Annotated in this window: 26 protein-coding genes, 2 tRNA genes and 1 pseudogene; 5 read left to right on the top strand and 24 right to left on the bottom strand. The window is 55.0% G+C overall.

What is annotated here, in order from left to right; translation table 11 throughout:
• Window positions 1-150: 150 nt before the first annotated feature.
• From PL263_RS04215 to PL263_RS04145, 15 genes are all read right to left on the bottom strand, one after another.
• The gene (locus PL263_RS04215) at window positions 151-498 is read right to left on the bottom strand and encodes a hypothetical protein (RefSeq protein WP_278211822.1); all 348 of its coding nucleotides are present in this window, start codon (window positions 496-498) and stop codon (window positions 151-153) included.
• Complete coding sequence (locus PL263_RS04210; protein WP_278211821.1) at window positions 495-1,142, bottom strand: helix-turn-helix domain-containing protein; 648 nt, start codon at window positions 1,140-1,142, stop codon at window positions 495-497. The genes PL263_RS04215 and PL263_RS04210 overlap by 4 nt, the downstream gene beginning before the upstream one ends.
• Window positions 1,139-1,405: a hypothetical protein gene (locus PL263_RS04205; RefSeq protein WP_278211820.1), complete on the bottom strand. Its 267-nt coding sequence runs from the start codon at window positions 1,403-1,405 to the stop codon at window positions 1,139-1,141. Before PL263_RS04205 ends, PL263_RS04210 begins: the two co-directional genes overlap by 4 nt.
• Window positions 1,402-1,668, bottom strand: a complete 267-nt coding sequence (locus PL263_RS04200; protein WP_278211819.1) for a hypothetical protein — start codon at window positions 1,666-1,668, stop codon at window positions 1,402-1,404. The genes PL263_RS04205 and PL263_RS04200 overlap by 4 nt, the downstream gene beginning before the upstream one ends.
• On the bottom strand, window positions 1,665-1,961 hold the full coding sequence (locus tag PL263_RS04195; protein ID WP_278211818.1) for a hypothetical protein: 297 nt from the start codon (window positions 1,959-1,961) through the stop codon (window positions 1,665-1,667). The genes PL263_RS04200 and PL263_RS04195 overlap by 4 nt, the downstream gene beginning before the upstream one ends.
• A complete protein-coding gene (locus PL263_RS04190; RefSeq protein ID WP_278211817.1) occupies window positions 1,958-2,182 on the bottom strand; it encodes a hypothetical protein in 225 nt (74 codons plus the stop codon). The genes PL263_RS04195 and PL263_RS04190 overlap by 4 nt, the downstream gene beginning before the upstream one ends.
• Window positions 2,179-2,793, bottom strand: a complete 615-nt coding sequence (locus tag PL263_RS04185) for a hypothetical protein (RefSeq protein WP_278211816.1) — start codon at window positions 2,791-2,793, stop codon at window positions 2,179-2,181. Before PL263_RS04185 ends, PL263_RS04190 begins: the two co-directional genes overlap by 4 nt.
• A 379-nt stretch (window positions 2,794-3,172) precedes the next feature.
• A complete protein-coding gene (locus PL263_RS04180; protein WP_278211815.1) occupies window positions 3,173-3,676 on the bottom strand; it encodes a hypothetical protein in 504 nt (167 codons plus the stop codon).
• A 60-nt stretch (window positions 3,677-3,736) separates the two neighbouring features.
• Window positions 3,737-5,071: a phage major capsid protein gene (locus PL263_RS04175; RefSeq protein ID WP_278211814.1), complete on the bottom strand. Its 1,335-nt coding sequence runs from the start codon at window positions 5,069-5,071 to the stop codon at window positions 3,737-3,739.
• Window positions 5,072-5,090: 19 nt separating this feature from the next.
• A complete protein-coding gene (locus PL263_RS04170) occupies window positions 5,091-5,891 on the bottom strand; it encodes a head maturation protease, ClpP-related (protein ID WP_278211813.1) in 801 nt (266 codons plus the stop codon).
• A 199-nt stretch (window positions 5,892-6,090) separates the two neighbouring features.
• Window positions 6,091-6,264 carry a hypothetical protein gene (locus PL263_RS04165; protein ID WP_278211812.1) on the bottom strand — a complete coding sequence of 58 codons (174 nt, stop codon included), beginning with the start codon at window positions 6,262-6,264 and terminating at the stop codon, window positions 6,091-6,093.
• Between the two features lie 945 nt (window positions 6,265-7,209).
• On the bottom strand, window positions 7,210-9,195 hold the full coding sequence (locus PL263_RS04160) for a cell wall-binding protein (protein WP_278211811.1): 1,986 nt from the start codon (window positions 9,193-9,195) through the stop codon (window positions 7,210-7,212).
• Window positions 9,182-10,126 carry a toprim domain-containing protein gene (locus PL263_RS04155; RefSeq protein WP_278211810.1) on the bottom strand — a complete coding sequence of 315 codons (945 nt, stop codon included), beginning with the start codon at window positions 10,124-10,126 and terminating at the stop codon, window positions 9,182-9,184. Before PL263_RS04155 ends, PL263_RS04160 begins: the two co-directional genes overlap by 14 nt.
• On the bottom strand, window positions 10,123-10,413 hold the full coding sequence (locus PL263_RS04150; protein WP_278211809.1) for a hypothetical protein: 291 nt from the start codon (window positions 10,411-10,413) through the stop codon (window positions 10,123-10,125). Before PL263_RS04150 ends, PL263_RS04155 begins: the two co-directional genes overlap by 4 nt.
• Window positions 10,414-10,599: 186 nt before the next feature.
• Window positions 10,600-10,827: an AlpA family phage regulatory protein gene (locus PL263_RS04145; protein WP_278211808.1), complete on the bottom strand. Its 228-nt coding sequence runs from the start codon at window positions 10,825-10,827 to the stop codon at window positions 10,600-10,602.
• Between the two features lie 412 nt (window positions 10,828-11,239).
• On the opposite strand from PL263_RS04145, the gene PL263_RS04140 reads away from it, so the two are divergent.
• Entirely contained in the window at window positions 11,240-11,452 is a 213-nt protein-coding gene (locus PL263_RS04140) for a hypothetical protein (protein ID WP_278211807.1), read from the top strand.
• 158 nt (window positions 11,453-11,610) lie between these two features.
• Here PL263_RS04140 and PL263_RS04135 read toward each other — a convergent pair whose 3' ends face one another.
• The 3 genes from PL263_RS04135 to rpoH all read right to left on the bottom strand — a co-directional run bounded on the left by PL263_RS04135 (window position 11,611) and on the right by rpoH (window position 14,060).
• Window positions 11,611-12,870 carry an integrase arm-type DNA-binding domain-containing protein gene (locus tag PL263_RS04135; RefSeq protein ID WP_278211806.1) on the bottom strand — a complete coding sequence of 420 codons (1,260 nt, stop codon included), beginning with the start codon at window positions 12,868-12,870 and terminating at the stop codon, window positions 11,611-11,613.
• A gap of 200 nt (window positions 12,871-13,070) precedes the next feature.
• Window positions 13,071-13,155 (bottom strand) — tRNA-Leu (locus PL263_RS04130).
• A gap of 50 nt (window positions 13,156-13,205) precedes the next feature.
• Window positions 13,206-14,060, bottom strand: a complete 855-nt coding sequence (rpoH, locus tag PL263_RS04125) for an RNA polymerase sigma factor RpoH (protein WP_140912955.1) — start codon at window positions 14,058-14,060, stop codon at window positions 13,206-13,208.
• Window positions 14,061-14,294: 234 nt separating this feature from the next.
• Between rpoH and PL263_RS04120 the strand changes: the two genes are divergently transcribed.
• Both PL263_RS04120 and PL263_RS04115 read left to right on the top strand, forming a co-directional pair.
• Window positions 14,295-15,959 (top strand): glutamine--tRNA ligase/YqeY domain fusion protein, encoded by a 1,665-nt coding sequence (locus PL263_RS04120; protein ID WP_278211805.1) that lies wholly within the window; start codon window positions 14,295-14,297, stop codon window positions 15,957-15,959.
• A 10-nt stretch (window positions 15,960-15,969) separates the two neighbouring features.
• Window positions 15,970-16,857: a fructosamine kinase family protein gene (locus PL263_RS04115; RefSeq protein WP_278211804.1), complete on the top strand. Its 888-nt coding sequence runs from the start codon at window positions 15,970-15,972 to the stop codon at window positions 16,855-16,857.
• 165 nt (window positions 16,858-17,022) lie between these two features.
• Here the strand turns inward: PL263_RS04115 and PL263_RS04110 are convergent.
• From PL263_RS04110 to cysM, 5 genes are all read right to left on the bottom strand, one after another.
• Window positions 17,023-17,109: transfer RNA gene (locus tag PL263_RS04110), tRNA-Leu, on the bottom strand.
• Between the two features lie 111 nt (window positions 17,110-17,220).
• On the bottom strand, window positions 17,221-18,024 hold the full coding sequence (gene truA / locus PL263_RS04105; RefSeq protein ID WP_278211803.1) for a tRNA pseudouridine(38-40) synthase TruA: 804 nt from the start codon (window positions 18,022-18,024) through the stop codon (window positions 17,221-17,223).
• A gap of 72 nt (window positions 18,025-18,096) precedes the next feature.
• Window positions 18,097-18,594 (bottom strand): L,D-transpeptidase, encoded by a 498-nt coding sequence (locus PL263_RS04100; protein WP_278211802.1) that lies wholly within the window; start codon window positions 18,592-18,594, stop codon window positions 18,097-18,099.
• On the bottom strand, window positions 18,591-19,913 hold the full coding sequence (gene rlmD / locus PL263_RS04095) for a 23S rRNA (uracil(1939)-C(5))-methyltransferase RlmD (RefSeq protein WP_278211801.1): 1,323 nt from the start codon (window positions 19,911-19,913) through the stop codon (window positions 18,591-18,593). The genes PL263_RS04100 and rlmD overlap by 4 nt, the downstream gene beginning before the upstream one ends.
• An 86-nt stretch (window positions 19,914-19,999) precedes the next feature.
• Window positions 20,000-20,890 (bottom strand): cysteine synthase CysM, encoded by an 891-nt coding sequence (gene cysM / locus PL263_RS04090; protein WP_278211800.1) that lies wholly within the window; start codon window positions 20,888-20,890, stop codon window positions 20,000-20,002.
• Between the two features lie 124 nt (window positions 20,891-21,014).
• Here cysM and ppk1 point away from each other — a divergent pair.
• Window positions 21,015-23,085: pseudogene (ppk1, locus tag PL263_RS04085) on the top strand (polyphosphate kinase 1).
• A gap of 9 nt (window positions 23,086-23,094) precedes the next feature.
• Complete coding sequence (dnaQ, locus tag PL263_RS04080) at window positions 23,095-23,811, top strand: DNA polymerase III subunit epsilon (RefSeq protein WP_140912947.1); 717 nt, start codon at window positions 23,095-23,097, stop codon at window positions 23,809-23,811.
• A gap of 24 nt (window positions 23,812-23,835) precedes the next feature.
• On the opposite strand, the gene PL263_RS04075 is transcribed toward dnaQ, so the two are convergent.
• A complete protein-coding gene (locus PL263_RS04075) occupies window positions 23,836-24,267 on the bottom strand; it encodes an Rrf2 family transcriptional regulator (RefSeq protein WP_140912946.1) in 432 nt (143 codons plus the stop codon).
• Between the last annotated feature and the right edge of the window lie 23 nt (window positions 24,268-24,290).

The raw sequence follows: 24,290 nt of genomic DNA, 5'->3' as shown, positions 1-24,290 counted from the left end.
GGCGGATATACCTTCAATCCGCCTTGGGACAGCGCGCATTTTTACACTTATGCAGATGCCCGCAAACTCAAATTCTATCGCGTATCAGAGCCGCCACATTCACACCAACAATTAATGGCGAGAGCTTCATGCCCCGGACGACCAAGCCGTTTATCCCTCTCTGTTTTGCTGCACCCTGGTTCGCAGTCGATATTCGGCGTTTTCGCCGATCTCGATCAACCCGGCGATCATATCGAGTTGGTTGGATAGCATCCAAAGCAGACTTGGCGTCGCGTTTCCGTGGTCCCAATGCTTACCTTTATCGAATGCCGCAACCGATCCCAACGACTGCAGCACGGCCGATAGGTTTTCCGCTTGATATTGTGCCGACGCGGTGGCTTGTTCCAACAGTTCCAATTCTTCCACGGAAAGATGATTGGCCGCGACCTCGTAAAGACAGCCCAAGGCTTTACCGACCCTAAACGCCCCAAGTCCTTGCTGATTTTTTGCGCAGCTCATGGCTTACCTCCGACAGGCAGTTGGGCATTGAGCAACAACGCTCGGATGTGGGTTAGTTCTCGGGTGACAGCCTGGCCAGGCGGGCGCCGACTGGAAGCCGGCGGCGGCTCACCGCCGGCCGCGGATAACACCACCGGCCGGCACCGGTCGGGCGGTTGTCCGGACAAAGGCGAAACGGGCGGCTTGTGGACATCACCACCCTCGCGCGCACGCGCGTTATGGTTATTTTGGTTATATGGTTTGTATGACATGGTGTCATGGGTTTTTGCTGAAATGTCACGGGTTTTTGCAGAATTGTCGCCGGTGTGGATAACTTCTTGCTGTGACGCCGTGTCACTGGATGTTGATATCTCGGGAAAATCCGGCGACGTGGTGTCACTGGTTGTTGAGAACTTTTCGACCATCAACAGGTAACGATTCGCCCGGCCAGGATCGCGCACCACGACCACCAGGCCTAGCGCTTCCAGTTCGCCGACGGCACGCATCGCACTACGCGGCGAACACCCGGCCCGCAGCGCGATATCGTCCAGCGAAGCAACGCAGTAACCGGCCCGGTTGGCCCGATCCGCCAGAGCGATCAGCACCGCTTTGGTGGTGCCCATCAGACGCACCTGGAAGGCGGCGTTCAAATACTCGATACTCATGATTTCCCCTCCTCTCCGTCTTTCCCGTTGAGTTCGGCCATCACCTCTTCAAACAAGCCTCTTTTGCTCAGCGCTTGATAAATAGCGCTCGCATCGTCAAACAACTCGTGAATGGCGCTGAGCGCGCGATTTAGGTTGTCCATCACCGAATAAAGCGCGTAAACCGCCGTTTCGTCTTTCAGGTATTCGTCAGGCGCGGCCATAATCAAATCAATGACCGCCTTCGCCTGCTGAGTTGGACATAGGGCATTTTCAATATTCATCGTGCGCCCCCGCTCACTGCATCGTGATAACACTGAATGGTAATGTCGATATCTTCTATCTCGGCAATGGTCGCAGACAGCGCAGCCTTAACGATCTGATCGCTGGCCTGAACGTCGGCCTCCAAGTTGATCGATATCAGTTCCAGAACGCCTTTGGCACGGAAAGTCATCAAACCGATGGCATCAGCGAGCATAAGCGGATTGGCCCAGTCTTCACCAAGGCGGTGGGTGAATTGCGGGCGGATGTTTGCTTGATCACTCATACCCTTTCCCCCTGGCCATTACCACCCTGTTTTTGGTCAAAATGGTTACGGTAGAACTCAACAAATACCGCCGTATCGTCCAATTCTAATTGGATCGCCTGGCCAACACAGACCAGAACTTCGTTGCATACCGTGCCAAAATCATTAGCTCCGGCAATTTCCAACAATTCCGCAATGGCACGCGCCCGTTTTAGCGAGGGCATAACCGTATCGATCAGGTTAGATGTCGGCTCGCCGTTTTGGAGCGTGTAGGGAATACGATGCTTTAGTTCGATAAGGGGTTGCGCGCTCATGCTTGCACCCCCAAGAATTGTTGGCGTAATTGATACGCCATCGCCAGAATTTCTTCGCAATCGGAAACGAAGCTATCCAACACGTTAAGGCTCAATTCGCCATACTTGGCATCTTGCATAACCATGCCATAGCTTAGAGCCAGGGCGGAAAATATCGGGTGTAGGGGATTGGTTAAGGTGTGCTGTTGTTCGATGATCGTCGGACTGGCTTTCACACTCATTCGGCACCGCCTTGCGCCCAGCGCTGAAAAATGGCGTCGCCGTTGTCCAGGTAGCAGTGGATCTCCTGGGCGGTGGCTCTGGCATCCAGCGCCAGCACAGCCTGGCAATCGTCGAACAAGTCTTTGTCCAAGCCTCTCAGCTTGGTCAGATTGAAGGGGAAGCGATAGCCGTTATACAGGCCCAGGAGAAAAGCTCGGACGGTGCCGGCTTGGCCGGTGTCGCGGTCGGCGATGGCCACCAGTCGGGTCAGCGCCGGCAGCCCGGCCGCTGTCACGGTTTCGCGCTCCGCATCCAGTTCGGCTACTTGCCGAAAAAATCGCTCCATAACCTCGGCGTCCGGCGCTTCAACGGTCGCGCCGGTTTTTGGGCTTAACGCCAATGACAGGTCGCTAATACTTTCGCAGACGCCAAAGGATAGCCATTGCAGTTTGGCGACCTCGTCGACGATGCTGGAAAAAAGCTCTTCCCCGTCACTTTGGATCGGTGTGCCAAGGTAAGCGGAAAACGCGGCGTAGCCATTGCTTAACAGCTCGAAGCGCTGGCCGAGCGTTTTTAGCGTATCGGTATAAGTGGTGATTGGGCGGACTTTGCCCAAGGCATGAGTATTCATAGCGGTTACTCCATTGCAAATAGATGAACCGCCGCCGATAGTTTCGACGCTATTGGGCGACGGACTGAATGGGGTCGAAAACCGGGCAATGGAGCCGGCCAGCGCCGAACGCTGCCCAGACAGTCCGCCATAATGTAAACGCAGCTAGGCCGCGCAAATTTTGGGCGTAAAAAAACCGCGATAAATGCGGCGAATTTTCGCCATTGCTAGACCGAGTTTCGACGCCCGGTGCCAGTGTAATGACTGGCGGAATCATTCTGCGCGCCAGCGGGAGGAAATGTCAATTATTTTTTGAGCGCCGGCTTTTTGCTTGTCGCGAGGCCCAATAATCCGCGTAACTCAAAAAGCCGGCTCGGCGCCAGGGCGGCATCGACAACATTTAGGCCGCACTCAAGGCGTTATCAATTTTGCGGTCGGTTTCCTCGATCCGCTTCAACAACAGGTCATCGTCGACCACGCGTACCAACTCCCCAAGTTCGGTAACGATTTCGTTACATAGTCTGAATTTCGCCGGAGTCAAAACCGCAACAGCTTGCCGCTTTTCGTCCAGTTTATCGACAAGCTGCTGAATGATGAGGGGTTTCAAGGCTTGTAGTTTTTGCTCTTCCGTTTGAAGTTGGCGACTCAGTTCCCGCCGGCGCTGTTCAAGCTTGGCGGTAAGGTCGGCATATTCGCGACGGGCGTTTTCCAGTTTTAGCGCGGCATCCGCCACGGCCTTTTCAGCTTTGGCCAGTTGATCGGTTTGCAGGGCGCCCAGTTCGTTGGTCAGGCGTTCGATTTGTTGGGCGCAGGCTTTACGCTCGGTAGATCGTTCGGTTAAATCGCTGCGCAACAGATCGTCGACAAGCCGCGATTGGCTGAATAATTTTTCAAGTAGTTTCATGGTCTTTCCCTCAAGAAATGACCGGACCACGACCGAAACCATGGCCCGGTGAATTACCGGTTAGGCCGGCGTCAAGTCGCCGCCACGGATGGCCGCGGTTTGCTCGACCGCCATGGCCAAGCGGCGGACCGCGCGGACGGTGACCAAGCCCTTGGTGAAGTTATCGTCGTCGCTGTCCGAAAACTCCACGGCAACTTCTTGGCGATCGTAAACACTCCCCGCCGCCAAGCTATCGATCACCAGGAAGGTGTCGGCCGTGATGCTGTTGGACTCGACCACCGGCACCCCGAACAACATCGGTGCGAAGCCGTTGGCAATGTCCGCAGCCGACAAGGCCGCCGGAGTTGATGCCAGCAAATCCAGGTCGAACGCCAGCCAATCCGCAGGGTTCAGCAATACCGCATTCGGTACATATCCGGATGCTTTCATATCGGCAATTACTTTCCGAATCAGGCGATGCTTGGGTAAAGGCGTACCGACTAAGGCGGCGGCGTATCCGTGCGCAACGTAGTTGCCAGATGCAAACAGACCGGACATGTTCGGCGCCACGCCGTTTCCCGATGCGATTTGATTATCAACGCGACGTTGGACACCCCACATCAGCCGGGTATTGATGTACTCGGCCAGCGCGAGATGGTCCGCCATCAATTGCTTGGAGATTTTCACCCAGTGCGTGACCGTAGACACCGGTTGTTGCACCAGCGTAAAGGTAACGCTCGACTCCGGAGCGTCGCTACCCTCGGCAGTTTCGGCCGCACTGTTGGTAAACACGCTCTCACGGGTGTACTCGACCATGTCCGAACCGGTTGGAAAATGCTTGAACAGCGCTTCAAGATTTAATGGCGAGGAAGCCCCCGGCACCGCACCAGGGCGACGATCCGGCGCTACGGTTGTGCTGGAACCGGTTACCGTGTTGTTCTGGATGTTGAACTTGGCTTTTTGCCGATCACCGCGAGCGAAGTCCGCAAAGGCGGCGTTTTTGATCACTTGCGCGCCCCAGCCCACAGCATGCGAAGAACCGTTACCGACATTATCGGCCACGCCTTTTTGCTTGAGTTGCAGGATTTCGTCAGCCAATTCGCGCTGTTTGTCTCCAATGGCTTCCAAAGCGTTTTTCACGTCGACGGAAACCCGGCCGGCTTCCTGCAGTTCCCGTTTGGCTTGGGCTTGAAAATCGGCTAACGATTTTTCCACGCCGTCCAACAGTTTCATGACAGTCTCTTGGTTGCCCACAATACCGGCAAATCCCAAGGCCGACCATGCTCCGCTTGGATCAAGCGCCGGCAAACCGCCCAATGTAGCGGCCATGTCGTGAGACGCGGCGCTGGCGTCGAAACCCAAAACCATAAGGGTGATGATGCCCAAGCTCAGGGCGATGAAATGAGTAATTTTCATAAATGAATATCCTTTGAAATTAGTTAAGAATGGACTTCGGCAGCTTGGCGCTGAACGCTTCCAGGCGCGCAATAAAGGCCTGGTCTTCTTCGCCGACCTGTTCGGCCGGTCGCGCGAATATGGCTTTCATTTTGGCGCACAAGGCCGATGCCTCTGATTTGCTTAAATGGCAATCGCGGAAGAACCGCTCGAAGTCGCGCATCGAGTTCAATTCGGAAAAATCCGCAGTGCCGGCCAGCGGCGACAATTGGAAGTGATTGTCAAACGACCGTGCTTTCGCCGCCAAGCCGACCCGGCCCAAGACCTGGTCGCAGAAACCCAAGGCCTTGGCTTCCGTCGCGTTCATCCAGGTTTCTTTCGCCATCATGTCGATGATGGTTTGGCGGTCTTGTCCGGTGCGTTGCTGATAGATATCGATCGCACTGGATTGCAGCTTTTCCATCAGGTCGGCCATATCGCGTAGCTCTGCAGCATCGCCATAGGCTCCGCCCTGCGCGTTGTGGATCATCAGAAAAGCATCTTCCGGCATGGTGATTACATCGCCAGCCATCAGGATAACGCTCGCAGCAGACGCCGCCAGACCATCAACATGACCAAGGACTCGCGCCGGGTGGTTTTTCAGCGCGTTGTAAATCGCCAATCCATCCAGCAGACTGCCGCCAGGTGAATGAATATGCAGCTCGATTGTTGCCACATTGTTAAGCGCCTGTAGTTCGTTGATGAACTGTGAGGCAGAAATACCCAAGCCACCAATCTCGTCATGAATCGAGATACTGGCGCTCGCGGCCGTTAAGTTTTTAATTTGATACCAGTTTTTCATGTCGGTCTCGCACGAAAGTGACGACGGGAAGTCGCCGGTTAAAAAATCCGTGATATGTACGAGTGACAGACTTGAGTGCAGCATCGCGCCGCAGGTGGGACTTGTCTAACGCGGCCGGCATCACACCGGTTCGCTATGGCCACCAGCATCACGCCGGAAACCACTGTCTCGATTTATACCACAGGTTGAAAAAATTCCGCTAACGGTTTAGCTCGATCGCTTTGCGCAAATCAGTTATGAAGCAGACCGCTTGCCGACGGCTGTAGCCGATTTCGCGCAAGTTGCGCTCAATCTGGCGAATCGTCACGCCGTCGATAGTTACAGGATCAGGCACCAGGCCCAGCGCTTTTTTGACGCGTTTAAGTAGTCTCATGACAACCTCTTTGCAGGTGTTGGTTGAATTGCTCCGCGACGCCGAGCAACCAGATCGGTGTCGCAGTGTTAAAAATCGAATCACGTGAATATCGTTACCTACTGACATCAGCTCCAATCGCCCCCGCGCCCAGTCGGCTACGCCATAGCGGGTGGCGCCGCTTTTGTGGTCTGATTTCGAACAACCCGGCCGGGTCCTTCACCAAGTTGGATTGCAAGGCAAAACGCCAAGAGTTATGCACAGAAGAACAAAACAAATAAGCAGTTATCCACAGGACAAGCGGTGGCTTTTTGGATTTCCAAAAAATACTTCAGCAAAAATCTACCTGGGGCGACGCAAAGGCCAGGGCAAGCCCCTGAGTTTTGACCCGCCCCACCCCTGGCCTAGCCTTTTTCCTGTGGATAATTTCAATGCCTCTTGGTCGGTCATTGCAGGTTGATTGCATCTGACTGAACGCAGCCGGTCAGGACCCATGGGCTTTTTCAATTTAATTCTGCATCCGCATGAACGAAAAAGGGGCGACGCAAAGGGCGTGGCAACCCCATGAGTTTTGACCCGCCCCACCCGGTTATGGTCACTCGCTAACCAACATTGCACGCCACCAATCCAATCATCCGGTGATAAAAAATATTTCTATGTATACCCCCCCGGAAAAAGCGTGCGACCGTGCAAGAATCTCTGCAGCCCAGTTGCGACGCGGGTTTGCGGTTGCACGAGGCATGTAAGTTAGCGTGCAGTCGCACGTTAAATTTCGTGCGGCGATGTCGTTGCACCATTTTGTGAAGGCGAAGCCAACGACTAAAGAACCGCACAATTTGCAGGCAATCCGCACAGTTAAAAATCCCGGCGTGCAATAAAACGTGCAACTCTAACCATATGAAATTATTTGAATATTCCTTGATATTTGTTAGAGTTGCACTGTTACACGCCATAACAAGACATCTTCTATATTTCGGAGTCATGACCGGCCGGCAATAACAAGCCGGCTTCTATCACCAAGACTGTGTGCTCAATCCCGCCAATCTGTTTGCGCCAGGTTGCGCGGGGGCTTTTCTTGTCTCCACTGGCGACGATCAAACCGCGGTGCATCATCAGCCGCCATAAACTCTTGGCGTTGCCGCCGAAGAACGGTTGCCGCTGCCGGCCGGCGATGCCTTGCGCAACCTCGAAAGCGGCATCGGGCAGCAAATACACCTTGGCGCTGTGCGGCGCCTTCGGTGGATCGAACCAACCGATCCGCTTGCCGTTCGGCGTGTAGTCTTCGCTTCCCGGTCCGGAACGCCCCCAGCCGCAGGCATGCGGCCGAACCTTCGGCGCCTCCTGGGTGTTCTTGTCCGGCAGGTGCGCGTCGCCCGCTGCCAGCGCCGATTGAATCAGCTCGATAAACCGCAAGCAGGGATCTTGATCGTCTTGGTAATTGCGTTGGCCCTCGAACGCCGACTGTAAGGCTTGCTCGATCCCGCCCTGCATGGCGTTGATCTCGACCAACCCCATCAAGCCGGTGTCCTGCAAAAACTCGGCAAAGATTTCCACGGCCGCCACCATATTGGCGTAGATGCCTGGGGCGCGGGGATGGGATGAGGCTAATTGTCTTGCGGTACCGGAATCGGCCAGTTGAACGACCAAGGCGGGAAATTCGCTTTTCAGGCGGTCCAGATTACTCGCCATCCATTGCAGATAAGCCGACATTAGCCCGGCAAACTGACCGGATTCCGAGGCAATCTGCAGCGCCGTGAGTGCTTGCTCGTCGACATCCTGGCGTGTGATTTCCATCGTCAGCATGCGGGCAAAGGTCGATTGGGATTTCGGCGTATCCTCGCCGGTACAAATCAGCGAGCAGCGACTACGTTGGCCATTTCGCAAGCGGCGGTCGGCAGTCAGAGTATCGCGGCCGCTGCCGTTACCGATGGCCATGATCAGATCGTTAGCGGTTTTAACCAGATCATCATCAGACCGGCCGCCGGTGTACTTCAGATCGTCGGCGATAAAGACGGTATCTTTCGCCAGAAAGCACTGCATCGGCACCGCCTTCGGCGAACTCAACCAGTTACCCGGAAAGCCACGGTTGCGCTCGCCGCGCGACGTAAAGCCCAGACCGTGAAAACCCAGCGCCAACTTGGCCACCGAACTTTTGCGGCTGCCGGTCAAACCATGCAGAAACAACACGAAGTCGGTATCGAGACATTCATTCAGCGGCGAGCGCAATGCCATACACAACAACGCGGCGCCGACTTGCGGCTTGCTCGGACACACGCCAGGCAATTGCAAGGCACTGGCCAAAGCAGCTTTCAGCTCATCACCGGCCAGCGGTGCCGGAAGCTGGTACTTGGCCAGGTTTCCGGGTAACTCAACCTCGACCGTTTCGACCAAACCTTGCGCGGTAATGGCGCCGCCGGTATGCAAAAACGCCCATTCGCCGCGGTCAATCTTCTCCCAGCCCGAACACTGGTACACGGTTCGCACCGGCACATCGCCATCGAGCGCGCTGTAATACTGAATCGCCGCCCGCACGTGGCGGATGGTTGTAGCGCCCGGCTCGACAATGACATTCGGCCCCCATTTTGGGTTTAACCAGTTGGCATTGCCGCCGGAGAACACCGCATCGGCAACCTTGGCTAACGGCAGTTCGCTACCGTTGGAGCGCCAGCCTTGAATATGCCATTCGGTGGACTCTTCCAGGCCGTTCTTGAGCGCGACGTATTCGACGATTTTCGCGGTGATGTTGGTCAACAACACTTCGATTTCGTTACCGTCCCGATCAAGCTTAACCAAGTACAGGCAACCGTTCTTGATGCAGTACTTTCCGAACTTATTGGGATTGCCGGACGACTTGCCGCCACCGCCACCGCCACCGCCGCCGGTCTTCTTGGCCGTTGGCCGCGGTTTTTTCGCGGCTTTCTGGATCTCTACAACCTTGCTATCCCCGCTCATCGATCACCGTCCTTTGTGCCAGGTAATAGTCGGCGTAATCCTTATGCGGTTCGGGCGGAAACCACACCGAGCCGTCGACCAGCGCCGCCGCTTCGTTGGCTTTGGCGATCCCGATTGCATCGTTATCGCCAACGACAATGATTTCAGCTTTCGGATGTAACCCCCGCATCACTTGCGCGACCGCCGGCACGTTGCCGGCCGAGAATGCGCAGTACACGCGGCGCTGTGTGTCGGTATGCACCGCCGCCGCATCGGCAAAGCCTTCGGTCAGGAATACGGTCTGGCTTTCGAAGCCGATCCGGCAAAAACAGCCGGATATCTCGGCACCGAACAGAAAGGTTTTATTCCTGCCCAATTGCGCCGGCGCTTCGTCGAAAATGGTTTGGACGTTGCGCAACTGGCCGGCCCGATTCCAGACCGGGACCAGCAAGGTTTTGGCCACCGTCAGGCGCCGGATTTCGCCATCGACACATTTAACGCGCCGGTCAAAGCGGGCCAGCCTGGCACAGTAGGCGGAAGGCAATTGTTTGCGCTTCAGGTAGCCGGTCGGCTCGAACGGCCAGGGTTTGGCAGCCCAAAATTGGCGCTCGGCGACCTTGGCCTTCTGGTCATGCTGCGCGGCCAGCTCTTCGGCCCGCTGCCGGCGATCTGCCTCGATCCTGGCCAGTTCTTCCGAGGAAACCGTATCCAGCCCCTTGCCGTTCAAAAACCGCATTGCCTTGGCGCCGGTTTTGAAATTGAACGCCTGGACACGCTGGCCGTCTGCGGTGATCTGAATCGCGCCGTCTCGGTTGCCGGATGACCGCGCGTCGACAACAGGCACCCGGTGAAACCGGTCGTCATGCGCGACCCGCTTCCAGGTAATACCGACCTCGCTACAGGCCTCGGCAGACGCCTCCTCTATCGACGAATAACGCTCAGCCCGCCTCATAACTCACCCCCGAAATGAAAGGGAATGGAATCGAGACGCGCAACCAAAGCATCGATCTGTTGCAAAGTAAGCGCTTGGCCGATCGGGCGAGCCAGCCGAACCGCATCCCGGTTTGTCGGGATTGAAGGTTCGAGCAATATGCGCTGCAAGCCGAACGCCGATAGATCGATGTTTTCAGCGGCAAACGCATCAACCACCGCCAACGCCAGCCCAAGGTTGGCCGCGTGGATAGTCGCTCGCGATTTATACTCATCAGCTGCTTTTGGGAATATCGATTGAGTAGCCATTATCAACGCCCCCCAATTCGAACCCGGCGCACGGCATCCAGGGTAGTGGCTAACAAAAGCAATCCCCTGCAAGACGGGCAGCGGCCGAACTGATCGAGCCGGTTGGCTCTGGTATGGCCACCGCAAGCGGAACAATTGAGAATTTGGACAGTTGCGCCGATAAGGCGCGGCTTGGTGCGGGGTGAGTTAGCCATTTTCGCCTCCGGTTTTTTCGATCAGGGCGCGTATGTCCTCAACTCGCCAAACAGTCGTGCGCGGGCCCAATTTAATGGCTTTTGGATAGCGGCCTTCCTTAACACCAGCCCACCACGCTGATTTGCTAATGGGGATAAGCCCAGGTGTTGGTGGTTCCGTTTTTGGATTGCCGACGATTTGCGGCAAACGTAGGTAACCCGTTTCAGGGATTTTTATCATTGAAGTTTCTCCTTCAAATTTTGGGCAAAAAAAAGGCCCGGTCGCTTTTCAAAGCGGCTCCGGGCCTGGTGGAATTAGATTTTTAAGGGTGGGATTCGATTAAATTTTGGGCATAAAAAAAGCCCGCTCAGTTACCTGGGCAGGCTTAGTTGCTATTGTGGAAAATTACACCGTATTTTTGCGGCGGCTGTCAAATCCTAGTTAGTGCAGCAACGTCCAAAAAAGAGCTTTACCACTAACTAGCGACTGTATTTTAGTCATAAAAAACCCCGACCAGATATCTGGTCGGGGTTACTCTGTATTGTGGGAAATTTAACCGCATTTTTGATGCTATTGTCAATTCCAGCGACGTACAAGATTGTCCAGTGCGGTAACATATAGAACAGCAGATTTGGAAAACCACCAGCAAACTATGGCAGAAAAATCAGATTTTGATTCTATGATCGATGAGGCTCAGCTTGCCAAGCGCTGGGGTAAATCGATTTCGACTATACGGAAATACCGAAGCGCCGGTAAGGTCGCCTTTGTAACTGTGAATGGCCGGGTAAAATTCAGGATGACTGAAGTATTGCGATACGAAGCCAGCGACGGAAAGCCCAAGCAATGGCTCAATAATGGCCATTAAGCAGCCATCTACCCTTCAATATCCGCAAGAAAATACCCTGTTAAAACTTAAGATTTTTCGCGTTCGCAAAATCTTAGGCCTAACTACGATCTAAATCTATACCCATCTACCTCGGCCGTATGCCGATGATTGTATGCGATGGCTGTTTAGGCAATAAATTAGCTTCCGGCTGTTCGGCGAAAAGGAATAATCTCAGCTCCGGCCTTGAGTCCATCCAAGTAATCAGCCCAACTTTGCATCATCCGCCGCCGCTCTTCCAGGTATTGCGCTCGGTTATAGGCCGCCCTCACTTGATCCTTGGGCATGTGGCACAGTTGCCGCTCGATCGCGTCAGGCGTCCAGCCCTGCTCATTCAGCAACGTCGACGCCGTGGTCCTGAAACCGTGGGCGCTCATCACATCCTTTTCGTAGCCTAGCGACTTCAACGCGGTGCGAACGGTACCGTCCGACATGGGCCGACCGTCGCCACGACTGGATGGAAAAACGTACTGACCGACCCCGGTCAAAGGTTTGATGGATTCCAATATCTCCACCGCCTGGCGCGACAGCGGCACGATGTGTTGCACTTCGGTTTTGGTGACGAAGTAACGCCACTCTCTAGCGGCAAGATCGACGTCTTTCCATTCCATTTGCCGGATTTCCCCGGGCCGCTGAAACAGATAAGGCGACAGACGCAACGCGGTTTGCACAACAAAGGTACCTTGATAATGGGCTATATCCCGCAGCAATCGGCCGACTTCTTTGGGATCGGTAATCGCGGCGTTGTGGGTGACTTTCTGAGCGGGGATCTGCGCGCCGACCGCTTGCGCGGGATCGTAATCGGTGAAGCCGTGGGCAATCGCATAAGCGAATGCACCGCTAATGTCCGACCTCACCCGGTGCGCGGTCTCCAGTTGGTTTTTGATGATCAGCGGCCGGACGATGGCGAAAACATCCGGCGACTTCACGTCTCCGATCGGCATTTGCCCGATCGCCGGGAAGACATATAACTCAAAGCGGCGCTGTTTCTTTTGCTGAGTAATATCTCGGACGGTGTGAGCGGTTGACGCCAGCCATTCTCGGGTGACATATTCGAAGCTGTTGATCAGCGGCAGGCCGGCATCGAGGCGCTTTTCCTGTTCGACCGCCACTTGCTTTGCTGCTTTGTCAGCTTTTCTGGTTTCGCTGGGGTCGATGCCGTTGGCTACAAGCGATCGAGCTTCATCCGCTCTACGCCTGGCATCGGCTAAGCTGATTGAAGGATAAACGCCAACAGAAATAGTCTTTCGACGGCCGTCGATTGAATAATCGAATCGCCACCATTTAGCGCCGTTGGTCTTAACCAACAAATACAGCCCTGACCCATCGTTTAAACGAAGGTCTTTATCTGCTGGCTTGGCATTGCGAACAGAAATATCTTTAAGCAGTTGTTTTGCCATGCTAAAAACCTCTTTCTGCAGTAACTATGCAGTAACCATAAGCGGAAAAAAGCTACTGTTTTTGGAGTTACTGTAAAACTTACTGCATTTTTTGCAAGTTGTTACTGCATTTTACTGGTCTTATATGGACAATAAAAAACCCGCTAAGCCTTGCGGCTCGCGGGTTTTTAAATTTCTTTGGACTACCTTATATAGGTAGGTGGTACCGAGGGTCGGAATCGAACCGACACTCCCGAAGGAACCGGATTTTGAATCCGGCGCGTCTACCAGTTTCACCACCCCGGCAAAGAAAGCGTCATTATACTGAAATATTCAGAAATGACAAATGTTTTTTATCAAGCTTCTAATGTCACCGCCGCTCGGAGTTTCTTCATAGCGTTTTGCTCAAGCTGCCGAATCCGTTCTGCAGATACTTGATACCGATCGGCAAGCTCGTGCAATGTAGCTTTTTCTTCGACCAACCACCGGCTAGCCAGAATATCCCTGCTTCTTTCGTCCAGCCCCGCCATGGCATCCATCAGCAGCTCTTCCTTGCGACCTTCCCAGTCGCTGGCTTCGAGCATTAAGGCCGGGTCGGCGCCGTGTTGTTCCAGGTAGGCAATCGGGGCCTGCACCTGATCTTCGCTATCGTCCCCAGTAGGCTCCAGCCCCACGTCGCGACCGTCCAGCCGCCGCTCCATCTCGTAGACGGTTTTGACGTCTACGTCCAGATTTTCGGCAATCGCTTCGGCATCTTCCCGCGTTAGATAGCTCAATTCCTTTTTGAATTTACGTAGATTGAAAAACAATTTACGTTGCGCTTTGGTTGTGGCGACTTTGACGATACGCCAGTTCCGGATCACATATTCGTGGATTTCGGCTTTGATCCAATGGACCGCGAACGACACCAGACGTACACCCATGTCGGGGTCGAATCGTTTGACTGCCTTCATCAAGCCGATATTACCTTCCTGCACGATATCGGCCATCGGTAGACCATATCCGGAGTACCCGCGCGCCACGTGGGCGACAAACCGCAGGTTCGTCATCACCAATTCGCGCGCTGCTTCCAAATCGCCACGATCGCGGTAACGTAAAGCCAGTTCCTGCTCCTGTTCGGCGCTGAGCTTGGGCATCTGCGCAATCAGGTTCAAGTATGAATCAAAAGTCCCAACCGACAAATTGATGGGTAAAGCCAAGCTGTTACTCATATCTTCCTCGATTTTTCTGAAAAATTAGACATGTCCGAATTCTAGCACTCGTTTAACAAGAGTGCTAATAATTTAACAATTTCTTTATATATCAGTGTGATAAACCATTTTCCGGCTTCTATCGCGGTTTGCATTCGCCTTTACGGGCTCACGACAAACTCGTTAAAATGACTGGACGCTTAGCTTTTATCAGCGTTCTCGCAAAAAATCTAAAACCTCAACTCGCAACCGAACATGTCCGCCAACGATAACAGCACCGCCGCGCCTAATTTCATTCGCCATATTATTGCCGCCGACTTGGCTTCCAACAAAAACCAGGGCAAGGTTGCCACCCGCTTCCCGCCAGAGCCTAACGGCTATCTGCATATCGGCCATGCCAAATCGATCTGTCTGAATTTCACTCTGGCACTGGAAAACAAAGGCACCTGTAATTTGCGCTTCGACGACACCAATCCGGAAAAGGAAAGCGTCGAGTACATGGAGTCGATCGAGCGCGACGTCGCTTGGCTTGGGTTCAAATATGCCGGCAAATTCCACGCCTCGGATTATTTTGAACAGCTCTACGACTACGCGGTGCAGTTGATTAAACAAGGCGACGCTTATGTCGACAGTTCCAGTTCAGAACAAATGCGCATGGACCGCGGCACCTTGACTCAACCGGGCAAAGAAAGCCCAGATCGCAACCGCAGCATCGATGACAACCTGGATTTATTCCAACGCATGCGCGCCGGCGAGTTCAGCGACGGCCAATATGTGCTGCGCGCCAAAATCGATATGGCGTCACCGAATATCAACATGCGCGATCCGGTGATCTACCGCATCCGCCGGGTACACCACCACCGCACCGGGGACGCATGGTGCATCTACCCGATGTACGACTACACCCATTGCTTGTCTGACATGCTGGAAGGTATCACCCACTCGATCTGTACTTTGGAATTCGAAGACCATCGACCTTTGTACGACTGGGTGTTGGATAAATTGAACACACCTTGCCATCCGCAACAAATCGAATTCGCCCGCCTGCAATTGGAATACACCATCGTCAGCAAGCGCAAACTGCTGCAATTGGTCACCGAGAAGCATGTTTCCGGCTGGGACGATCCGCGGATGCCGACCATTTCCGGCCTACGCCGCGCCGGTTTCACCCCGGAAGCGATTCGCGATTTCTGCGAACGGATCGGCGTGACCAAAAACGATTCCTGGATCGAGATGGGGGTGCTGGAAAACTGTATCCGCGAAGATTTGAACGAACGCGCACCGCGAGCGATGGCGGTGTTGCGACCACTGAAAGTGACGATCAGCAACTGGGAAGACGGCAAAACCGAAACCTACCAGATTGCCAACCATCCGCAAAAACCGGAAATGGGTAGCCGCGAAGTGCCGTTCGGCAAAGTCATATTGATCGAACAAGACGACTTCATGGAAAATCCGCCCAAAGACTTCAAACGCCTGGTGCCGGGCGGCGAAGTGCGCTTGCGCGGCTCTTATGTCATCAAATGCGATGAAGTGATCAAAGACGCTGCCGGCAACGTTGTCGAACTCATTTGCAGCTACGACCCCGCAACCTTGGGCAAAAACCCGGAAGGCCGCAAAGTCAAAGGCGTCATCCATTGGGTATCCGAGGCGCATTCCATCCCGGCGGAATTGCGTTTATACGACCGCTTGTTCAGCCACCCCAATCCTGACACGCTGGATAATTTCCTGGACGGCATCAATCCCAACTCACTGGAAATCCTTAACGACTGCCGCCTGGAAGCCAGCTTAGCCAAGCCGGCACCGGACACGCGCTACCAATTCGAACGCACCGGATATTTCTACCTGGACGACCTGGATAGCAAAGCCGGCAAATTGGTATTCAATCGTACCGTGACCTTACGCGACAGCTGGGGAAAATAAGGGCCTGCCGATGTCGGACCGATTGCCGCCCTTGATGCGGCATCTGGCGCAATCGACCGGACAAAATCTGGCCGAAGCTCGCCTGACTAGCGTCGGCGGCGGCGACATCAATTCCGCTTATCGGTTACAAAGCCAGGGTATCGACTGGTTTATCAAACTTAACCGAGCGGAATTGGCCGACATGTTTGCTGCCGAAGCCGTCGGCTTGACCGAATTGGCCGGTATCGGCGCTGTTCGCATCCCGCATGTGGTCTGCCATGGCCAGCATCAGCAATACGCCTACCTGGTTTTGGAATACATCGAACTGCGCTCCTTGTCAGCCGGTGCTGCCGCACTATTCGGCGAACAACTGGCCCGCATACACCTCCAACCGCAAGCCTACTTTGGCTGGACCATCGACAACACCATAGGCTCAACTCCTCAATACAACCCGAGGCATCATGACTGGATGGAATTTTGGCGCGACCAGCGCCTGGGCAAACAATTGCAACTTGCCGCCGAAAACGGCCATCGCGGCACACTGCAAAAACAGGGGGAAAAACTTCAGGAACGGCTAAACAGCCTATTCGACAGCTATCGACCGCAACCATCCCTGTTGCATGGCGATTTATGGGGCGGCAACGCTGCCGCCGACGACCAGGGGAAGCCGGTGATGTTCGATCCGGCCTGCTATTACGGCGACCGCGAAGCGGATATTGCCATGACCGAATTGTTCGGCGGTTTCGACCGAGAATTCTATTCGGCGTACCAAGCGTACTACCCTTTGGATCCAGGCTACAAAGTCCGCAAAACCTTGTACAACCTTTACCATATTCTCAACCACTTGAATTTGTTCGGCTCGGGCTACTTAAGTCAGGCTAACCGTATGCTGGAGCAACTGCTCTCGGAATTGAAATAATCTCAAACAAAAGTTACCGCGGCGGAACTGAAAGGGATGCTCGCCAAAGAAGTGCTCTTGATGCAAGAGTTATGAAACGCGATTCAAAGACCAATGCATGTCTTTGAGACCTATCGGTAATAAAATGCGGGAATTACAAAGGCCATTTATCCGGAAAAAAATAAATGGTGCCGAGGAGAGGACTTGAACCTCCACGGGGTTACCCCCACTAGCACCTGAAGCTAGCGCGTCTACCAATTTCACCACCTCGGCTGAGTCAAGTGAAGTCGCCATTGTATAGATCGCCAGCGTACATGTCAACCCCGATCTACCTAAATAATGAAGGCTGTCCCAGTCCAGCAAACGCCGGCCAAACCGTTCGCGTCAATCAAACCGCTTGGCGTTAGCCGGCAACTTATCGAAAAGCGGATGTTTGGCGACGCCATATTCGCTTGGGTAATACACCGCGGCCAGATGCAGACCATGGGGCGGCGCCGTCATTGCAGCTCTAGTACGGTCCTTGGCGACCAATAACTCGGCAGTCCAATCCTCAGGCTGTTTACCGCTACCGATTTCGATCAATACGCCGGCGATATTGCGCACCATATGATGCAAAAAGGCATTGGCGCATAAATCGATCACCACTTTCTCGCCGTCGCGATAAACATCGATGAAGTACATCAATCGGTTCGGACTGACCGATTGGCAGCTTTGGGCGCGAAACGAGGAAAAATCGTGTTCGCCGAGCAAATGCTGAGCGGCTCGGTGCATACGCTGCTCGTCCAGCGGCCAATAGCACCACGTCGCCTGATTGCGCAGCAGGGCCGATTTTGTCGGCCGGTTCAAAATCACATAGCGGTAAGCTCGGGCGATGGCGCTGTATCTGGCGTGAAAGTCGGCAACCGCCGGCTGCGCCCAGGTAATCCGGATGTCGTCCGGCAAATGGCTGTTGCCACCCATCAACCAGCCGCGCAAATCGCGCTGCACCGGGCTATCGAAATGCACCACTTGTTCCAGCGCATGGACGCCGGCATCGGTGCGGCCAGCGCATAACACACTGATCGGCGCGCAGGCGATTTTGCTCAAGGCGCGTTCCAGTTCGCCTTGCACGGTGCGCTTACTCTGCTGCCATTGCCAGCCGGCGTAAGCGCTGCCGTCGTATTCTATGCCTAAAACGACGCGATTCATGCCGGCAGCACGCCGAGATCGGCAGGCAAGATTCGGTGTTTTAAGTTGCCCGTCATCTCTTGGATACGAGACTCAGACATGAATAAACACCCGACAGCCAACCGGCACCGCAGCGAACAAGGCAATCACGTCGGCGTTGTTCATCCGTACGCAACCGTGCGACTCCGGTTGTCCGTTCATCAACTCGTCCGGCGTGCCGTGGATATAAATATACCGCCAGCCACTATCGACCTCGCCGTAACGGTTCTTGCCGGGCTCCAAACCGCCCAACCACAGAATCCGGCTCAAAATCCAGTCGCGTTGCGGCTGTTGAATCGACAATTCGGGACTGTAAATCTCGCCGGTCGGACGCCGAGCCTTGAACACGCTGTTAATCGGCAAACCGGCGCCGATCTTGGCCCGAATCCGGTGCCAGCCGGTCGGCGTACAGTAACTGCCCTTTCTTTCGCCGGGGCCGTTTTTTGCAGTCGATACCGGATAATCGGCAGCCACTTCGCCAGCTTGCAGCAAACGCAAGCGCTGTTCGGCGATCGACACATCGATCAAGCAAGCCGCCGACGCTTCCGTCATTTCACAAACAATGCAATCGATTCGACGTGGGCGGTCTGCGGGAACATGTCCATCACGCCGGCTTTGACCAATTTGTAGCCGAGTTCGTTGACCAGAATACCGGCGTCGCGGGCCAGCGTCGACGGATTGCAGGACACATAGACGATCCGTTCCGGCTGCCAATGCTTGAAATTGTGCAAAACCTCAGACGCACCGGCCCGCGACGGGTCGAGCAGGACTTTATCGAATTTTTGCTTGCACCACGGCAGATCCTTGACGTCCTTGCTCAAATCGGCGACGTGAAACTCCACATTCTGCAGATTGTTGAGACGCGCATTTTCCCTGGCATGGTTGACCAACGGCAAATCGCCCTCCACGCCGACGACATGGCCGGCGCGGGTCGCTAATGGCAAGGTGAAATTGCCCAGGCCGCAAAACAAATCCAGCACCCGGTCGTCTTTGCCCAACTCCAAGGCCTCAATGGCGCGGCTCACCATCTTCCGGTTAATTTCATAGTTCACTTGAGTGAACATCGCCGGGCGAAAATTGAATTTGACGCCCTGCTCGGCCAAGGCATAACTCGGCACGACTTCGGCTTCCCCATCCAACGGCACGATGCTGTCCGGGCCTTTCGGTTGCAGACAAATCGTCACCCCCAACTTTTCGGCATATTCGCGCATGCGCTGCTGGTCGGCCGCGCTAGGCGGTTCCAATACCCGCACCGCCAGCACGCAGTCATTGTCGCCGATCGCGACTTCAATCTGCGGAATCTTGTCCTTGATCGACAGACCGGCAATCATTTCGCCCAAGGCCAGCAAGTTTTCGCCGACGATAGGGTGCATGACTTTACAGCTATCGATTTCCGCCAAAAACGGATTGCGCCGTTCGCGAAAGCCGACCAACACCCTACCCTTCTTCGCCACCCATTTCACGCCCATCCTGGCTTTACGCCGGTAACCCCAATGCGGCCCGGTCAACGCTTCCCAGATTTGCGGGATTTCCAGCTTACCGATCCGGCGGAACTGGTCGCGTAACAATTCTTCCTTGAAATGAATTTGCTCGGCGTCGTCGACATGCTGAAAACTGCAACCGCCGCAGCGGCCGAAATGCGGACAAGCCGGCTCCACCCGATGCGGGTTGCGGTCGTGCAATTCGACGACCTTGCCTTCAGCATAATCGCGGCGGCTGTCGGTGTAGACAAAATCCAGGGTTTCGCCGGGTAAGGCTTCGTCGATGAATACCACTTTGCCGTTGACGTGGCTGACGCCGCGGCCGTCGTGGGACAGTGATTCGATGGTTACGGTGACGGGTTCGAGCGGAAGTTTTTTCTTGTGGGCCATTATCAGTAGAAGTTAGGTCGGGGCCGCTCGGTAGAGCGCGACCCGACATGACAGGATGCGAAGACGGATAGTTTAAAAGAGGTGGTTCAGGTCGGAAATACGCCGGTCGACAAATAGCGGTCGCCGCGGTCGCAGACGATGGTGACGATCAAGCTATTTTCGACTTGCTCGGCCAATTTCAACGCGGCAAACACGGCACCGCCGGAAGAGACCCCGGCAAAAATACCTTCCACCGCCGCCAGACTGCGCGTGGTGTTTTCGGCATCCAATTGCTCGACTTCGATGATCCGATCCACGCGGCTGGCGTCGTAGATTTTCGGCAGATACTCCTGCGGCCAGCGGCGGATGCCGGGTATCTTCGATTCGCCTGCCGGCTGCACGCCGACGATTTGAATATCCGGATTTTGCTGCTTCAGATACCTCGAAGTCCCCATAATCGTGCCGGTAGTCCCCATCGAGCTGACGAAATGGGTCACTTTGCCATCGGTGTCGCGCCAAATTTCCGGGCCGGTACCTTCGTAATGCGCCCGCGGATTATCGGGATTGGCAAACTGGTCCAAAATCCGGCCTTCGCCGCGGGCTTCCATCGCCCGCGCCAAATCGATCGCGCCTTCCATACTCTGTTTTGCCGGGGTCAAAATGATCTCGGCGCCATAGGCTTTCATCGACGCGATCCGTTCCGCGCTCATGTTGTCGGGCATGATCAAGGTCATTTTATAACCCTTGATCGCCGCGGCCATCGCCAATGCGATACCGGTATTGCCGCTGGTGGCTTCGATCAACCGGTCGCCCGGTTTGATCTCGCCGCGGGCTTCGGCGTGCTTGATCATGCTGACAGCCGGCCGGTCCTTGACCGAACCGGCCGGATTATTGCCTTCCAACTTCAATAAAACGGTGTTGCCGCCGGCCACCGGCAGACGTTGCAGGCGCACCAATGGCGTATTTCCGACAAAAGACTCAATGGTTGGGAAGTTCATCAATGGCATCCGATTTGCGTGATGGCGGCGATTATAGCAAGTTCGAGGCCTGAGGCGCCGCTGTAACCCAAGGCCGAAAAAATTCCTTTATAATCGATTCAACCCAATCCAACCCGCAGCAGACATGGAATCCATCGATTTGACGAGTCCCGAACTCTACCTGAACCGCGAACACAGCCTGCTGGAATTCAACGTTCGGGTGCTGGCGCAGGCATTGGACGAAAGACTCCCGCTGCTGGAGCGCCTGAATTACCTATGCATATCCTGTTCCAACCTCGACGAGTTCTACGAGGTGCGCGTCGCCAGCTTGTTACAGATGGCGGAAATGGACCCGAATCTGGTCAGCGCCGACGGCCTGACAATCAACGAACAGTTCGAGAAAATTTCGCAAAAAGCCCACGAGCTGGTCGCCGAACAATACCGGGTGCTGAACGAAATTCTGATCCCGAAGCTGGAAGGCGAAAACATCCGCTTCCTGCGCCGCGACCGTTGGTCGCCGTCGCAAAAAGCCTGGCTGGAAAGATACTTCAACGAGGAATTGCTGCCGATTCTGACGCCGGTCGGTTTGGATTCGGCCCACCCGTTTCCGCGCATCCTGAACAAGAGTTTGAACTTCATCATCTCGTTGACCGGAAAAGACGCGTTCGGCCGCAACAGCGGCCGCGCCGTGCTGCAGGCACCGCGGGCGCTGCCGCGCATCATCCAATTGCCGGTCAGCGAAACCGACAGCGGCCCGCACGATTTTGTGTTTCTGTCGTCGATCATCCACGCCTTCGTCAACGACCTGTTCAACGGCATGACGGTAAAAGGTTGTTACCAATTCCGGGTCACTCGAAACAGCGATTTTTTCGTCGACGACGACGCGATCGACGATTTGCTGCTCGCTGTGGAAGGCGAACTGGCGATGCGCAACTACGGCGACGAGGTTAGGCTGGAAATTGACGCCAATTGCCCGGAAGAAACCACCCAATTCCTGCTGGCACGCTTCGACTTGACCCAAGATCGATTGTTTTTGGCCAACGGTCCGGTCAATTTGAGCCGGATGCAAGCCATCTATAACATGATCGAACGGCCCGATTTGAAGTTTCCGCCGTTCAAACCCAGCGTACCGTCGGCCTTCGGCCGCAACAAAGACTTCTTCGCCAGCATCCGCAAACAGGACATCCTGCTGCACCATCCCTACGAATCGTTTTCGCCGGTGGTCGATTTCATCAAGCAGGCCGCAGCCGATCCCGACGTGTTGGCCATCAAACAAACCCTGTACCGGACCGGTGTCGATTCGCCTATCGTCGCCGCGCTGATCAAAGCCGCGCGCGCCGGTAAGGAAGTCACGGTCGTGATCGAATTGCGGGCCCGGTTCGACGAAAAGGACAACATCGGCCTGGCCGCCAAATTACAGGAAAGCCGCGGCGCACGTGGTATACGGCGTGGTCGGGTATAAAACCCACGCCAAAATGTGCATGGTGCTGCGCAAGGAGGGCAACAGCTTACGCAATTACGTCCATCTCGGCACCGGCAACTACCATCCGCGCACGGCCAGGCTATATACCGATTACGGCCTGTTCACCTGCGAGAAGGAACTGGCCGAGGACGTGCGCCGGGTATTCATGCAATTGACCAGTCTGGGCAAGGTCAGCAAACTGAATAAATTGCTGCAATCGCCGTTTACACTGCATCACGGCCTGCTGAAAATGGTGGAAAGAGAAATCGAACAGGCCAAGAAAGGTAAAACGGCCAAGATCATAATCAAGGTCAATGCCGTGGTCGAGGAGCAAGCGATTCAAGCCCTTTATCGCGCCTCGCAGGCCGGAGTCGAGATCAAATTGATCGTGCGCGGCGTTTGCTGCCTGCGGCCGGGCGTGCCTGGGGTTTCAGACAATATCGAAGTCCGCTCCATCGTCGGCCGCTTCCTGGAACATACCCGGGTTTATGCCTTCTACAACGGCGGCGACTGGGCCGTCTACGCCTCCAGTGCCGACCTGATGAACCGCAATCTGTTCCGTCGGGTCGAAGTTTGCTTCCCGATTGCCGACAAAAAAATCGTCGAACGCGTACTCGGCGACCTGGACGGCTATTTGAAGGACAACACCCAGGCTTGGCTGCTCGGTCCCGACGGCCAATACCGGCAAGTACACGACGAACAACACCCGCTTTACCAAGTGCAAACCGAATTGTTGAAACACTTTTGCTCCTGAGGCCAAGGCATGAGTAAACCGACTCACCGCCAAGTCGTTCTGGATACCGAAACCACCGGTATCAACCCGAAAGAAGGCCACAAAATCATCGAAATCGGCTGTGTCGAGTTGGTTAATCGCCGGCTGACCCGCAACCATTTCCACGTCTATCTGAACCCGGATCGGGAAATCGACGCCGGCGCGATTGAAGTCCACGGCATCACCAACGAATTCCTGCGCGACAAACCGCGCTTCGCCGACGTGGTGGAAGATTTCATGGCGTTTACCGCCGGCGCCGAGCTGATCATCCATAATGCGCCGTTCGACGTCGGCTTTTTGAACCACGAGCTGTCGCAGCTACCGCGCGAGACCCGAACCGTGGAAAGCAACAGCAGCGTATTCGACACGCTGGCCTACGCCCGCAAAAAACATCCCGGCGCCCGCAATAGCCTGGACGCGTTATGCAAACGTTACGGCATCGACAACAGCCACCGGGAGTTGCACGGCGCGCTGCTCGACGCCGAAATTCTGGCCGACGTTTATTTGTTGATGACCGGCGGCCAATCTTCATTGCTGGACGAGGGCGACCAGCAGGACGGCGGCGGCGAACGCGCGATTGTGCGGTTGCCGGCGGATCGGCCGCGTTTGAAGGTGATTGCCTGCAGTGACGACGAACTGTCGGCACATCAGCAACGTTTGGCAAAAATCAGCAAGGCTAGCGGCGGCGTTTGCCTTTGGCAGGAATAAAATTAACGGCGGAGCGCACTGACCTCAACCGATAGCCCGTCTGGTCAAAGCCTGCGGAGCGCTAAAGTCGCTCAATACGGCTTTATCCAAGGTTTGCAAAAACTGTTCGATGGCGTGACCCAATAGACCGGTCAAGCCGCACCCATTTTCCAACGGGCAAAGCCCCTGCTTTTTCGGATTGAAGCATTCTGCCATCTGAAACCGGCCTTCGACTTCGCGCACCACATTACCGATACTGATTTCCTGGGCCGGCCGGGACAGGCGGATGCCGCCGCCTTTGCCGCGTACGGTTTTGATGAAACCCTTGACACCCAGCTTGTGTACCACTTTGACCAGATGATTTCTGGAAATGCCGAAGAACTCGGCCAGCTCGGTAATCGTGACCAATTTTTCGTTATTGACGTTCAGATAAATCAGTACGCGCAGCGCGTAATCGGTGTGTGCAGTCAGTTGCATATCCAGTCCTCACAACGCTGTAT

The organism is Methylomonas sp. EFPC3 (genome assembly GCF_029643245.1).
GTDB lineage: Bacteria > Pseudomonadota > Gammaproteobacteria > Methylococcales > Methylomonadaceae > Methylomonas > Methylomonas koyamae_B.
This window is presented reverse-complemented; position numbering and strand designations above follow the sequence as displayed.